This window comes from Bacillus sp. FDAARGOS_527 (genome assembly GCF_003812125.1).
Taxonomy (GTDB): Bacteria; Bacillota; Bacilli; order Bacillales; family Bacillaceae_G; genus Bacillus_A; species Bacillus_A paranthracis.
This window is the reverse complement of the sequence record NZ_CP033789.1, coordinates 44,596-58,415: the sequence shown is the minus strand read 5'-3', so window position 1 is coordinate 58,415 and position 13,820 is coordinate 44,596. Positions and strand designations below refer to the sequence as shown.

The 13,820-nt window shown below is 33.1% G+C and carries 11 protein-coding genes and 4 pseudogenes; 12 read left to right on the top strand and 3 right to left on the bottom strand.

The window, feature by feature from the left end; translation table 11 throughout:
- Positions 1–287: 287 nt before the first annotated feature.
- Positions 288–890 (bottom strand): hypothetical protein, encoded by a 603-nt coding sequence (locus EGX95_RS00390; protein WP_000751950.1) that lies wholly within the window; start codon positions 888–890, stop codon positions 288–290.
- Between the two features lie 100 nt (positions 891–990).
- Between EGX95_RS00390 and EGX95_RS00385 the strand changes: the two genes are divergently transcribed.
- The 3 genes from EGX95_RS00385 to EGX95_RS00375 all read left to right on the top strand — a co-directional run bounded on the left by EGX95_RS00385 (position 991) and on the right by EGX95_RS00375 (position 3,303).
- The gene (locus EGX95_RS00385) at positions 991–1,233 is read left to right on the top strand and encodes a hypothetical protein (protein WP_000491739.1); all 243 of its coding nucleotides are present in this window, start codon (positions 991–993) and stop codon (positions 1,231–1,233) included.
- 370 nt (positions 1,234–1,603) lie between these two features.
- The gene (locus tag EGX95_RS00380; RefSeq protein ID WP_000107160.1) at positions 1,604–2,836 is read left to right on the top strand and encodes a WXG100 family type VII secretion target; all 1,233 of its coding nucleotides are present in this window, start codon (positions 1,604–1,606) and stop codon (positions 2,834–2,836) included.
- 14 nt (positions 2,837–2,850) lie between these two features.
- Entirely contained in the window at positions 2,851–3,303 is a 453-nt protein-coding gene (locus tag EGX95_RS00375; RefSeq protein ID WP_001015690.1) for an SMI1/KNR4 family protein, read from the top strand.
- Positions 3,304–3,344: 41 nt separating this feature from the next.
- On the opposite strand, the gene EGX95_RS00370 is transcribed toward EGX95_RS00375, so the two are convergent.
- On the bottom strand, positions 3,345–3,725 hold the full coding sequence (locus EGX95_RS00370) for a DUF4878 domain-containing protein (protein ID WP_000790845.1): 381 nt from the start codon (positions 3,723–3,725) through the stop codon (positions 3,345–3,347).
- A gap of 561 nt (positions 3,726–4,286) precedes the next feature.
- On the opposite strand from EGX95_RS00370, the gene EGX95_RS00365 reads away from it, so the two are divergent.
- The 3 genes and pseudogenes from EGX95_RS00365 to EGX95_RS00350 all read left to right on the top strand — a co-directional run.
- Positions 4,287–5,600, top strand: coding sequence for a hypothetical protein (locus EGX95_RS00365; protein WP_000531859.1), 1,314 nt, complete (start codon positions 4,287–4,289; stop codon positions 5,598–5,600).
- 855 nt (positions 5,601–6,455) lie between these two features.
- Complete coding sequence (locus EGX95_RS00355; protein WP_000200275.1) at positions 6,456–6,755, top strand: transcriptional repressor PagR; 300 nt, start codon at positions 6,456–6,458, stop codon at positions 6,753–6,755.
- A gap of 182 nt (positions 6,756–6,937) precedes the next feature.
- A pseudogene (locus EGX95_RS00350) lies at positions 6,938–7,480 on the top strand (DUF6037 family protein); the annotation flags it as partial.
- 573 nt (positions 7,481–8,053) lie between these two features.
- On the opposite strand, the gene EGX95_RS00340 reads toward EGX95_RS00350, so the two are convergent.
- Positions 8,054–9,490: an IS4 family transposase gene (locus EGX95_RS00340; protein WP_061184285.1), complete on the bottom strand. Its 1,437-nt coding sequence runs from the start codon at positions 9,488–9,490 to the stop codon at positions 8,054–8,056.
- A 104-nt stretch (positions 9,491–9,594) separates the two neighbouring features.
- On the opposite strand from EGX95_RS00340, the pseudogene EGX95_RS30595 reads away from it, so the two are divergent.
- The 6 genes and pseudogenes from EGX95_RS30595 to EGX95_RS00305 all read left to right on the top strand — a co-directional run.
- Positions 9,595–9,672: pseudogene (locus EGX95_RS30595) on the top strand (recombinase family protein); the annotation flags it as partial.
- Positions 9,673–9,798: 126 nt separating this feature from the next.
- Positions 9,799–10,062, top strand: a complete 264-nt coding sequence (locus EGX95_RS00325; RefSeq protein ID WP_087943165.1) for a SpoVA/SpoVAEb family sporulation membrane protein — start codon at positions 9,799–9,801, stop codon at positions 10,060–10,062.
- 11 nt (positions 10,063–10,073) lie between these two features.
- The gene (locus tag EGX95_RS00320; protein ID WP_000215801.1) at positions 10,074–10,280 is read left to right on the top strand and encodes a DUF1657 domain-containing protein; all 207 of its coding nucleotides are present in this window, start codon (positions 10,074–10,076) and stop codon (positions 10,278–10,280) included.
- Positions 10,281–10,309: 29 nt separating this feature from the next.
- A pseudogene (locus EGX95_RS00315) lies at positions 10,310–11,172 on the top strand (DUF421 domain-containing protein).
- Between the two features lie 114 nt (positions 11,173–11,286).
- A pseudogene (locus EGX95_RS00310) lies at positions 11,287–11,794 on the top strand (DUF421 domain-containing protein).
- Positions 11,795–12,146: 352 nt separating this feature from the next.
- Positions 12,147–13,640 carry a phospholipase D-like domain-containing protein gene (locus EGX95_RS00305; protein ID WP_000454745.1) on the top strand — a complete coding sequence of 498 codons (1,494 nt, stop codon included), beginning with the start codon at positions 12,147–12,149 and terminating at the stop codon, positions 13,638–13,640.
- The last annotated feature ends 180 nt before the right edge of the window (positions 13,641–13,820 follow it).

Below are 13,820 nucleotides of genomic sequence, written 5' to 3'. Positions count from 1 at the left end.
TTGACAGCATCTCGTCTTTTTTAGTTTATGCAATTCAGTTAAGTACTATACTTTATATATACTGAATATGCATTCAATATATAACTAATCTAAAGTAAACATACCATATTTTTATTTTTTGGTCAACGTTTGGAAATATGAGGGGCTAAATTTAGAGGTTTATACAGTGATTCCTAATGTAAATGATATAAAGAATAAAAGTAGTTTTATAGTGAAGGGTTTGCTTGTTTTCAAAACAAGCAAACCCTCTTGATAGATAGTCTTTTATATATTTTACAGCAAACAATTTATCGATATCTTTGTGCAAATTGCTCGCTATAGGAATCAACTAATTTAGTACGTCCAGAATCAGAATAAACCTTAATATTGTATTTAACATAAACATTGTATGCATCTTGATCCTGCCATTTTTGTACAGTCCACCAATAGTTTTTACCCTTAGGAAGAGAAAGACCGCCTACTACATACCCTGCTACACCAGAAGCAAAAGCATTGCCAATTTTCGCTATAACTCCAGCACCTAAACCTGCTATAGCTGCGTTAACCATAAAACGATATGAGGCATTATAAAATACATTGTTTCCATAAGTTGTCGTTACATATTTCCAGTTGAATGTACCAGCTGTTGGGTGAACATATTGAATTTGATCTGAATCTTTAGGTGTTATTGGATTCAATGGAGCTTGTCCATTTAGGAATAAAGAGTCTAAATCTTGTTGAGGTAATGAACTAATATCAATTGCTCTATTTTCTTTTGATACATCCTGGTTGTAAGAAACTGTAGGTGAATTTCCTTCCTTGTTCTCTGCTGCTTGCGTTGTTGAACTAAATGCAAACCCTGAGCTTAGTAATAAAACCAATGAACTTCCAGCCAATAATGTTTTTTTCATAATAATCCCCTTTCATTTGCATAAAAAATTTTATACAATATATTATACAGTCATTATCTGAAAAGTAATTATTTTCTAAAAATAGGAGGTAGGAGTCAATATGTTTAGTAAGATTACTTCAAAAAATGAACGTATTTATGTGATTTTTGTAGTTGCACTGTCTATAGGGTTGTTTAGCATATCTCGTACAGTTTGGTGGTTGTATGGAATGGTGTTTTTGTTATTTTTATCTGCTTTTATATTTAGAGACAGACCTACAAAAAAGGAAGTAATGATAAATCTTGTTGGCTTTGTAGCATTATGTTTCATTTTCTGGATAGGAGAATACATCATAAATTTGTAAAATACTAACAATGATTCTTGTTAAATACGATTATAACAAATTATTAGATAAATGGAATATTTTACTAACAATTTTAATATAGTGCTAGTTTAGAAAAATCGATTATTTTAGGGGTTTATGCCGTTTTTTTTATTTAGAAATTTTGAGATAACTAAGATTCTTTGACAGTAATGAAAGAAATAAGTCTAAACAAAATATAAAACAAAGCATATTTATAACAGAAACAGCCCAAATTTCTCATTAGGAATTAGGGTTGTTTTTATGATGGGATATCGTTTCACTTTTAGGAATGGATATTTTCAAATGATAACCATTAATGAAATAATGATATGGTATAATTTTCTTAATATATAAGAAAAGAAGGGATGGAATGAGCACGCAAATAAAGGTAACACCGGAACAATTAGAACAAGCTGCTAAAACAGTAAGAAATACGAGATCATCATTAGAATATATACATAAAGATTTATACTCTCAAACTGAATATATAGCTTCTCAGTGGAGCGGAGCAAGCAGTCAACGTTTTTATCAGATGTTTAATGAAGCAAAGCCAATGATGTTTAACATCTTGCAAGAATTAGATAAAATCGCAGTAGAATTAGAACGTGCAGCTGTTAAATTCCGAAAAGCGGATGAATTGTATGGAGGAAATTTAGTTGACTCTGATATTCAAGAAGGAGCCATGTGTGGAAAACTCCCTCCAAAATCAGAAGAGTCATTTTTCAATGAAAAAGATTTAAATGCTGCGTGGACTGGTATTTCTACTGGGTTTGTAGATGGTGCAGTGGATGCGTGGGAAGGACTGATATCCTTAGGTGATAAAGAAACCTGGTTGAATATGCGAGACGCAATTGTAAACTATAGGGAGACTATTCCTGCTGCATGGAACACTGTATCAGATACATTTATGAATAAATTTTGGAATGGGGATCTGGAAAGTAGAGAGCATTATCTGGCTTATGGTATAGCAACGTTAGGACTCGGGCTTCTGGGTGATAAAGGTCTTAGTAAAGCAGGACAAGTTGGGAAGGTAGCTGCTATTACAGGGCTGACTAAAGGGAAATCTCTTATAACTAATTCCCCGGCATACAGAAATGCATTACATATATTAAATAATTATGAATTTAAGGGTGGTAATCATCTCTCATATGCAGGTGTCGGTAGTACACAACAATATTTACAGAAAGCAGCTACGTATACTTATGAAGGCGCGAATGGTCCAAAAACAATTCGTTTGCGAAAAGGAGACTTAGCAGGAGACAAGCACCCAGTTACAGGAATTCCATACGATGCTGACGGATTTCCTATTTTTGAATCAAAAGGGGAGGTACTATTAAAAGAGGCAGATTTCAAAAAGTCTAGAACAACACAGTCTAGAAAGTGTAGTAAAGCATTATATGAACAAATAATGGAAAATCCTGAATTAGCCTTAAAATTCACAGAGGAAGAAATTCAATTATTTAAAATAGGGAAAACGCCAGAGCATTATACATGGCATCATCATCAAGATGCTGGGAGAATGCAACTTGTAGATTATCAGACTCATCATGATACCGGTCATACAGGTGGATATAAAATTTGGGGGAAAGATAGCGATAAATAGGGAGGTACTTAGTCATGAATCACATTACATGGATCAATACAAATGAGAACAAAATAACAAATGACCAAATTAAACAATTAGAACAATACTTTAATATTAAATTTCCTAATGATTTTATAGAGTGTGTACAAAAGTATGATGGTGGATATCCTACGCCAGATACCTTTAATATTCCAAATCAAGATGAAAATTCACTCAATAATCTTTTAACCCTAGATTCTAATAAAAAATACTCCATTCTAGAAACATATAATAATACGAAAGATAGATTACCTCATAAAATTTATCCTTTTGCTAGAGATCCATTCGGTAATCTTTTATGCTTCGATTACCGAAATACGAGTGATTCACCATCAATCGTATTCTGGGATCATGAGGAAGAAGACATAAAGGAAGCAATATATCCTATTTGCTCAACATTTACAGAATTACTTGCTAGTTTACGTGATTTTGAAGAAGAAGATTGAGGGAATAAAAAAACGGTCTAGAATTCTTATAGACCGTTTTTTTATGATTTACTAATTTTCCAACCATCATCCGTTTTCTCTAGTTCAATTACGATTACTTTTTTAGGATTATCTTTATATACAGCATCAACAGTTACTGTAGCAATTTCATTTTTCTCTTCAACTTTTCGGATTTTATAGCTTTTAAGATCCTTGCTAACTGATTTCATTAGGTCTGCATTTCCGCCCACAAAAGCAACGATTTTCTTCGCTTCAGGAGTGAATAACTCGCCAAAATCTTTGACATTTCCTTCTTTTGCATCTTCGAAATACGCTGTAGCAACTTCTTCAGGGTTACGATTATTTCCACATGCTGCAAGTGCTGAAATTGATACTATCATTACCAGCGTTAACATGATCATACGCACAAATTTGTTTTTCATTCAAACCACTCCTTATATATAACGTAATTTCAACTCTTATAAAGAGCTAAATCACTTGTATAAGTATATAATAATTAAAACCGTAAAACTATATATATTTAAATATAATTTTTATGATGTTACTATTATTATTAAAAAGATGAGCAGCAGGGGAATCTACCTATTACTATAATATTGATTTCCGTTATATACATTAGTATAATAATGAAGTCAGCGTTATAGGGGTATAACAGACGACATTCATTTTTAAAATCATAAAATCGGATTCACTTATATGAAAGATAAAAGCTCTCCCATTCACAGGAGGGCTTTTATCTTTTTTGAACTATACGCATATTCATAAAAATTAGAGTTAAGGCTTTCTTTATATAGATTACTTTTGTGAAAACTTACCAAAAAATTTACAGTAAATCCATACAAAACACATATATCGTATATATAATATATTTGTAGATACTAACATTAAGAAAAAACGTTAAATGTAATTTTAGCGTGTACTATTTATCCATTTACATTGTAGTAAAAATTAAATGACTTAAGTAGAAGAGAGGATGATTAACAATGGGACAAGTGTTTATTGATGAAAAAGGACCACAAGAAACAATCAGAATTCCAAATACATACCGTGACGATAGAAGAATAAATCTAGGTGATGATTTAATGCGTTCTTATGTAGCCGATGTACTTTATATTCCAGAAGATTCCCTAGAAAATGTTAACAAAAAATACCTGGAACTGGTTGAAAACTATAGAAGCGGACAAAAAAATAAAGTTGAGAAAGAGCTAAAAGGAATTGATATTCTAAAAGGCAATTTCAATTTCGGCGTTGCAAGTATGAAAGAAGTAAATAGTAGTTTTTATTTAAATTTATTTAACATGCTACTAGATGCAAATGTCTCTAACTTACTATTTTCAGTAAATAAAATGTCGATGGTTATTGATGCTAGACTTACACAGTGGATTCTCCAACTGGAAGCAAAAAGATTTATCGACTCTGCTATTTTGTTTAAATACAGTCTCACAAAATATTGTGAATTAGAAGCATCTGAAGAGGTTATTAGAAATCTTTTTGATCCAGAAAAAACAATCAATGAAATACTATACTCTATTCAAAAAGATTTGAAAGAATTTGTGGCAAAACATAAGAATATTGCTAGAATGAGGAACCAAATAGCATATTACAAAAAAATGATAAAGGACATTGGGAATGGGAAGAAATTAGCTAATGATGTGGTATTTGAAAAAGTATCATTTGACTGGGAAAAGGTAAGCTCTGATGTTGATTTATGGTTAAGTGAGAATAAGTTACACGGTATATGGGAACCTGAGCAATCTACACTAATTCTTGATCAGGGAATACCTTCTAAGCCATTTGAGAATATTGGGTTTGGCAATATAATGGAAGAGAAGGATTCTAAAGAATTTGTTGGATTACAATTAGCAGATATGCTAGTGGTGATAACAGGAAGCTACATTTCTAAACTTGCATCTGCAGTTCGTTATGATAAATCAGAACCAGAAAAAACTAAGCACCTTGGTGCAGAATGGTTTGTACTAAAGGAGCATCAATTTGACCTAATATCGAAAATGACAGAGTTCCTTTTTGGAAATGATCATGTTTACAGTGTCATAGGAGATACTTATTTTGATGAAACTCACTTGTTTGAGATGTATTGTAGGTATATAAGTTCCTTTAGTAATTATGACAATTATGATAAAAAGAAGACTGAATTACATGTTAAAGATATGTTTATTTATCTTGCAGCTGCTACAAACGAAAAATGGGAATTAGGAGTACAAAACGAGCTTTTCGCAAGGAATATGTATGGAGATTATATGACTGGAATTAATGAGGGAGTAATACGGAAATTGTAAACTCTCGTAAAATGGATAATAAACCTGCCAGTAACTTAATGTTTCAATAGCAAAAAAGAACTTATAACCTTTATGTATTATGGTTTCTAAGTTCTTTTTTTGTTCTAAGGTAATTAAAATTCATTAGTATCCATTCTTATATAAAAGGTTCTTAATAGAATCTCAATACAAAAAAAGCTAGAATATAACAACCAGTCACACATGATTGACTAAAGACTTTTGTTTTACATAATAACCAATCTTTTTTTATGGCCATATAACGTCTAATTACCAATGCAAGCTGAAAAATAGAAGCAAGGCAACACATAAATAACAAAAACTCGATTAAAACTCTCATCATTGCACTCCTCCTTAGTAACTAAAAAAAGCAGGGTAGCTATGATTCCTGCAATATAAATAATAACACATATCCTTAAACTTTTTAATATATAAACATTAAAATAGTTAAATATAGATTCGGAAATTTATAATATCTACGTAATTCTAAAATTAGTAATAAACGGAAAACAACATAAAGTTTGCAATAAGCAAAGGAGCTTGGCAACTTAATTAGTTATGGTTTATGTAAAGTATTAATTCAAGTCTAATCTAATCTTACCTGTATACTTAATGACTTAAATATTATTACCTAATAATACTTTATTATTTTGTCCCGTCTAATAAATAGGCTACATTCAGACCATTACAAATTAAAACTTCATACAAACCACACATTAACTACACTACTAACACAAATTGATATTGTATAATTTAGTTATTATAATTCACAAAGAACATTCAAATATAATGATATTAGGTATTACAGAAGTTATATGACATTAGAAGAGAAGAGAACAAATAAGGGGAGAAGATACTATGACAAGTTTTGCGAATCAACACGTAGAAAATACGATTTTAGAAGAGGATGTAGAGCTTTTAAAGGTTATGGCACACCCAATGCGCTTAAAACTGATCAGTGAGCTTTCTAAACATAAAACACTAAATGTAACCCAAATGACCGAAATTTTAAACATTCCACAATCAACAGTTTCCCAACATTTATCTAAAATGAAAGGGAAGGTTATAAGAGGTAATCGTCAAGGATTAGAAATTTACTATAGCATTGAAAACCAAAAAGCCAAAGAAATTATGGGGTTATTAGGACCGTTACAATAAAATATTAGGACTACAATTTAAAAGTAAATTATTTAGAAAGCAAAACCCTCCTGATAATGGAGGGTTTTTATTTGTTAATTCATTAAAAAATAATCTCTTTATTCTAATGATATCAATAACTAAAATATGTCATAATGAACCTGTAAAAGAAAATGCCCCATCAACACTAATACGCCGCTGGAAGGGATATAGATGATAAAAAAAGTTATGATGATACAGCAAATAAAGTATACACATTGGGCTTATTTAAAAGAGGCACTAACGAATTTTTGGAATTACCGTTAATATACAAAAATGAAGAAAATTACAAATCGTTTCACTTACCATTAGCAGATCTGAATAAGATTTTATACAAAAAACTTTGTGAGTTCCTGGAAATTGATTATAATAAAAACGGTCCTTTTAAACCACTATATTTTTTCAAGGCTCTACATAACGCTATTCCAACAAAAGCTAATATTCTGCTTAAGGATAGATTGGCTTGTTCATATTCATATCCTACCAGTAAAGATAATGAACAAGACAAAATATATTTTCGCAGTTTCCTTAATAATGATTTAAATGGAAAAAAACGGAGTTTAGAAAATAAAGCGAAAACGGAAAAACTTTTACCCGATGCTCATAAGCTTATTGGTACAAAGAATATTTCCGTATGCTTCACGCGTACACCAAAAGATGAGCGAAAAGAAAAAGAAGAAATAAAGACTAAATTTAACAAACTCTAATCTCAAATATAACCCAAAAGAGCCTGGCACAAATGTCGGGTTCTTTATATATACCTACTACACACCCAATCACTAGTAGCTATAGACTAGCATATCTATCTTGTTTATTTTTTATATACTATATATTTAAACTTGTTACAGAGTAGAAAAGTAACCTACATTTAAACCTACACGTACCCATAAGATCACATGGATTTGCTTCTGTAATGTACAAAGACATGAATCTCTAAACTAAAATCTCATGAACAATCGTTGGAAAATAGTCCTTATCATAAACTTTGTAGGTACTTTCTTGTCTTAATAACGGGACATGAAAGTCTAAACTTTTTGTACTTAGGACAAGAAACTCTAAACTACTTAGCCAGCAATAATGCAATAAGAAGAAAGTTAATTTTCTCCTTATTGCATTATTACTATTAAAAAAGAACTTATAGGGGTCCCGTCACATGCCCATCAACTTAAGAACGAAAACAAAATGAACTTTCGTTCAAACAAACTAAAAAACACGTAATGTACTTTTGGTATTGAAAAGTACACACACCAAATAAACTCTAACGAGTTTCATTTTAAAAATTATGCAGCTTTCTTTTGTTTTCCAAACCCATTATACTCATAGACAACACCCATAATATCAAAGATAGTTTTCTTCTCATATCGATGAGATTTCCGTCCATTCTTCTGTAGGAGGTCGAACAAACGGATTAAAATCTTTGTTAGATTTTGGGTGTTTCTCTGTATCGCTTGATATAACAGCGATACATGATCTTGAATCATCCCAATGGCTTTATATTCACTTAATTCTCTTTTGTTCTTTTGCAAAAGAAGTTTACGCATCTTAAACATCGTAGAAGAACAGATAAAGATGGCAATAAGTCTTCCATACACATGACATTCTAATCGCTCTTTTTTGATAGTTTGCCAATGATGAATTTGAAATAAGGATTTCCACGTTTTAAAAATAATTTCTATTTGCCAGCGAAGGGAGTAAAAGTCATGTATTTGTTCCATCGGAACAACTCCTTCAGGCGTATTTGAGACATATATGTTGATACCCGTTAATCGTTTACTCTTTTCTGAAAATGTAATACCCTTTTTACTTTCAGTGTAACTTTGTTTTTTTCTACGTTCCTGTATCTGTTTGTCTGTTAAACGATAGATAATTACACGTGTGAATAGTTTTTGATTCTTTCCAATGTAAGCTTCTTTTATTTCGTATGTTTGACCGGGTTTTAAATTGTTCATAATATGTTCTAAATCAACTTGGATATACTGTGATTGCTTTTTTACGGTTCCGTTTCGAAAGTATTCTGGAAACGGATTTTTTACATACACGGTATGGTTTAATTTTAATCTGGATATATAATAAGCACCTCGTTGATCCATTTGATCTAAGTCTTCTAATGAAAAATAACCTAAATCACGGATACATAAATCGCTTGGACGTAATGTGTCTAAGCATTCTGTTCCAAAGGTCTTATCATTATTTTTTCCTGGACCTATCTGAAAGTTTAGAAACTGTCCGCTATGTAAGTCATATTCTAATTGAATCTTGATACCCGCTGTTTGTGCACAACCACCTGATCCAGGATATACATGGGCTAAATGTTTTGGTACTTGGAAAATCGTCGCATCTAAAATACGAATTCGTTGAAAATACATGAGCGCCGCGCTTGAAATGGCCGATGTTTCACAGATTTTACTTTTCCATAATGCCGAAAAAATATATTTCAAAAATTCAACCGCTTTTTTATCAAAGCGTTTATTGAGTCCTTCTGGACTCATAAGAGTGCCTGTGGCCGCATGTAATTGACTGCATAGTCGAACAAGCGAGTCACTCGCTGTACGTTGACTTACCCAAATACATATGGTAGCTAATTCATTTCCAGAAAACTTTCGTTTTCTTTTTACAAAACCTAATTCTTTTGCGAGTTCTTCCAAAAGAGAAGGGGTTAAATGACGATACAGTTCTTCAGAAAATAGTTGTAATTCATCTTGAATCGAAAGATTCATAAAAAATGTCACCCTTTCTAGCTAGCTTTTTAGAAAGAATAACGTTTTTTGTCACTTGGGGGTAGTGAAAATTCTTAAGTTGATGGGCATGTGACGGGACCCCTATTAAAGAAATTGTAGAAGGAACTGGTGTATCACAAGGTTCTCTTTATCGAGCAATTAATCAACGAAAACTCGAATAAACACAGAATTAATAACCCTCTAAGTTTTCTATGCACCCTCTACATATTAAAGAGCCAATTTACTCTTAACGGGGTAAATTTCGGCTCTTTTTTAGATAAATTCTCTTAGCGTGGTTTTTTTCCGAAATGCTGGCGGTACCCCTTGTAGTGATTGGGGTGCTTTTAGATGGATTTGGACTATACGAGCCTTTGATTGATTTTGCTGGGGCAGGGGCTACCGTTCTGATTACAAGTTTTGGGAATTCGCTTGTTCATGGTGCGATGCAGGAAGCTGAAAAACATGGGTTAGTTGGTGTACTGACAGGAATGTTTGAAGTAACTAGTTCTGGTATTTCAGCTGCCATTGTTTTCGGCATGATAGGAGCTTTAATTTTTAAGCCAAAAGGATAAGGAGAATTAGGATGACAGTAGGATCAGATGTTAAACAGTGTTTTGCCAGTCTAAGAGGGGTAGAAGCAAGTCTCTCAAGTTTAGCATTACGGACTCTTGATGATGAATCGAAGCGAACTTTGCATGAGGCTATGATGGTAGTATACGAAGTAACAAAAGATTTAAAAAAAAGAGTAGGAGAACTAGAAGGAGAGGAACTTCAGTACAAAGGTTTCTAGAAAAACTATATTTACAGGAGGTGTAAGCAGTGCCTGAATGGTTAGATATAGCTGTACGCTCAGCATTATTTGTTGCTGTTTTATTTTTCATTACAAAATGGTTAGGGAAAAAGCAAATTTCCGAACTAACTTTCTTTGAATATGTCACCGGTATTTCTATTGGGAATATTGGTGCAGAAGTGGCTATAGGACTTGAACGGAACATTTTTCACGGAATTATTGGAATTGTCATTTTTGCGGCTATTCCCTTTTTCGCTGGTTTAATTTCATTAAAAAGTAAACGTTTTCGCAATTTTATAGAAGGAAAAGCAACTGTATTTATCAAAGATGGGAAGATTATGGAAGATAATTTAAAAAAGGAAAGATATACGACAGATGAACTGTTAGATCTCCTTCGCAGGAAGGATGTCTTTCAAGTCTCTGATGTAGAATTTGCTGTTTTAGAGGCAACAGGTGATTTATCTGCGATGCTAAAGAAAGAAAATCAACCTTTTTAACAGCAAAGGATATAAACTTGAAGGTTGCTTCAATCAAGGAGCCTCAGACCATTATTATGGATGGTACAATAATGGATGAACCACTAGCCACGATTGGACGAAGTCGGGCTTGGCTACAAACTGAATTAGAAAAACTAGGGGTAACGATTGAAAATGTATTTCTGGGACAGGTTAATTCTTACGGAGAGTTAACGATTGATCTGTTTGACGATAAATTACAAGTCGCACCCCCACAAGAAAGACCCTTAATTCTTTCAACCTTGAAAAAATGTCAAGCAGACTTAGAACTATTTGCTCTTGGAACGGAATCAAAAGACGCCAAACAAATGTATAGGTTAAACAGTGAAAAATTACAAGAAGCCATTGATAAAGTGACCCCTATTTTAAAAGGATAAGGATTTAGCTTAGATTCATACATGACGAAAAAAAGATACCATTTTTAATTGAAATAAGTTTAAAAACCTTAGTCCAATTTCGGACTAGGTGAATTTTTTTACGAGGTGTTAGAAGTGTCTATTTTTTTAGTTAAAGTTATTTTTATCTATATTGTGTTTATTGTAGCAGTAAATATTTTAGGGAAATCAGCTCTAGCCCAACTTACCCCTCATGATTTTGGAGCGATTCTTTTTTTATCTTAATCGAAAGTTAAAGGAAAGTAGATATCCTTTACCTGAGCTGTTGTCTAATTTAAGAACAACAGGATATCCGGATATTCACGATAATGAATATGCGATTTTGGAAGCAACAGGTGAAATTAGCATTTTTCCAAGAAAAGAATTAGTTCCTATTACTCCAAAAGATTTACATATGAAAGTGGAATACCGCGGATTACCCATAGCCGTTGTCATTGAAGGGAAAGTGCAAAAGCGTAAATTAAAATTTATCAACAAAAATGAAAAGTGGTTAAAGGAAGAACTAAAGGCAAAGGGATATCTTCAAATCAAAGATTTTTTTTATGCTGCTGTTAGAGATACCGATCATTCATTAACCATTAACAAAAAAGATGTTAACGACTAATTTTAAGACGATTTCCTCCCAATATAAATTAATGTTTTCTCTTATTTACTTCTTATTGCATTTACCACTTTCATTTTCCAAATTTATAAAAAATTATACCTATATTTAGGAATTTACCAGATGGTAATTTTCAAAATCACTAAGTCTCTAGTTAGGACAGTGCCCAGATCATTACGCCTTTCTTGATGTCAGAACTTTCCCAACCTTAATTCTCTTTTTTTCGTTCTTAATATCTTATACAAGTTCTTATAAAGGTAGTCCATAATATATAACAGACAATCCCTTCATATTCCATACGTATACTGGTTACATAGTTTGTACATATTAAGAGTAACAGAAGGAGGGATTCCAGTTGGAGTGGATTTTTTATCTATACCTGTTAAATACGTTCTTTATCTTATTCATAGCAATTTGGGAAGTTCGTCGGCCTGCCAAGGCTTTGAATTGGATAATAATCGTCCTTTTTTTACCTGTCATTGGTTTCTGGCTATATCTTAGCATATCAAACCCTAAGTTTATTCATCGAAAAAGATTGACCTGTTCTAAAAATGAATCTAACAAATTACCTGAGACATTCGGTGCTTCAGCATCGGTAATTGCCAATGCTTTACGGCATTTCACTGTGAATGGGCTTCGAATGGGCCAAGTCCAAGTGTTTAACAATGGGATAGCAAAATATGATCAACTCCTTGTATCCCTGCAAAAAGCCCAAGAAACCATTGATCTGGAATATTTCATCTATCGGAACGACCAAATTGGTAATCGAATCACAGAACTGCTAATCGAAAAAGCATTAAATGGAGTGCAGGTTCGTTTTATGAGAGATAGCTTGGGGAGTTATAAATTCCCGCGTGAAAAAATCCGGCAGATGGTTGAAGCAGGGATAGAATGTAGGACAATATTTCCTCTGCGATTTCCCTGGATTTTGTCCAATTGGAATTATCGGGATCATTGTAAGATTGTGACGATTGACAGAAAGGAATCCTTTACTGGCGGTATGAACGTTGGGTATGAATATACAGGATTAAAGCCAGACGTAGGATTTTGGAGGGACACTCATTTGCAAATTATAGGGGAAGCAACAGGCGACTTGCAGACTGTTTTTGATGTTCATTGGGAAATCGCTGTGCCGGAAAGGATAAAATCAAAAACAAATTTGAAAACAAAATCAGAGGTAACGAAAATCAATTCAATCGGCAGAGCAGATCATTCCAAATGGTCAGCCGAATTGGGATCAGAGTTGAGCACCCTTGATGATAAAAAAATGGACATATCCGGAAAAACTAGGACATTGCATAAAGCGTATATCCATACGTTGGAAGGAAACCCTGGAATTCCTACCCCAGTCATTCGGCAAGCTTACTTTATATGTATAACACAGGCGACCAAGACTATTGATTTAACAACACCCTATTTTGTACCAGAAACGGATATTATCATGGCATTAAAGACAGCAGTAACTCGTGGTGTCCGTGTAAGATTGCTGGTTCCTCGCCACAATAATCAAAAAATCGTGGGTCTTGCAAGCCGTACTTATTACGGAGAACTTATAGAAGCTGGAGTTCAAATCTACCAGTACGACAAAGGAATGATACATGCGAAGGTGTTGACCATCGATGAGGAGATTGCTGCCGTAGGCTCAGCAAACTATGATATGAGAAGTTTTCGCCTGAATTATGAGGTGTGTCAAGTCGTGTACAGTGCTGATGTGACAAGGGAACTCACAGAGCAGTTCGAGAGGGATCTTACTGATTCTGTACCATTAAGAATTGAAGACTTGGTGCAACGATCCCTGACCGAGCGCATTGTTGAACAGGGTGCTCGCGTGCTTTCTCCATTATTATAAGTTGAAAAAACCGGTATTATTTATCTTTCTGATTTTAATTAGCTTACATGTTGTAATATAAATATTTTAAAACATGAGGATTTTTGAAATCGAGTGAAATATAAAATGGAGGAATAAATTTTGGGTGAAGTTTTTTGGGGTTTACTGGCAATCAAAGTCATAGTAGGTTTTGCAACTTTA

What these genes read in the sequence shown, in the direction of transcription:
- EGX95_RS00385 (WP_000491739.1), top strand. Translation starts at nt 991, where the DNA reads ATGTTTAGTAAGATTACTTCAAAAAATGAACGTATTTATGTGATTTTT.
- EGX95_RS00365 (WP_000531859.1), top strand. Translation starts at nt 4,287, where the DNA reads ATGGGACAAGTGTTTATTGATGAAAAAGGACCACAAGAAACAATCAGA.
- EGX95_RS00370 (WP_000790845.1), bottom strand. Translation starts at nt 3,725, where the DNA reads ATGAAAAACAAATTTGTGCGTATGATCATGTTAACGCTGGTAATGATA.
- EGX95_RS00320 (WP_000215801.1), top strand. Translation starts at nt 10,074, where the DNA reads ATGACAGTAGGATCAGATGTTAAACAGTGTTTTGCCAGTCTAAGAGGG.
- EGX95_RS00390 (WP_000751950.1), bottom strand. Translation starts at nt 890, where the DNA reads ATGAAAAAAACATTATTGGCTGGAAGTTCATTGGTTTTATTACTAAGC.
- EGX95_RS00355 (WP_000200275.1), top strand. Translation starts at nt 6,456, where the DNA reads ATGACAAGTTTTGCGAATCAACACGTAGAAAATACGATTTTAGAAGAG.
- EGX95_RS00340 (WP_061184285.1), bottom strand. Translation starts at nt 9,490, where the DNA reads ATGAATCTTTCGATTCAAGATGAATTACAACTATTTTCTGAAGAACTG.
- EGX95_RS00375 (WP_001015690.1), top strand. Translation starts at nt 2,851, where the DNA reads ATGAATCACATTACATGGATCAATACAAATGAGAACAAAATAACAAAT.
- EGX95_RS00380 (WP_000107160.1), top strand. Translation starts at nt 1,604, where the DNA reads ATGAGCACGCAAATAAAGGTAACACCGGAACAATTAGAACAAGCTGCT.
- EGX95_RS00325 (WP_087943165.1), top strand. Translation starts at nt 9,799, where the DNA reads ATGCTGGCGGTACCCCTTGTAGTGATTGGGGTGCTTTTAGATGGATTT.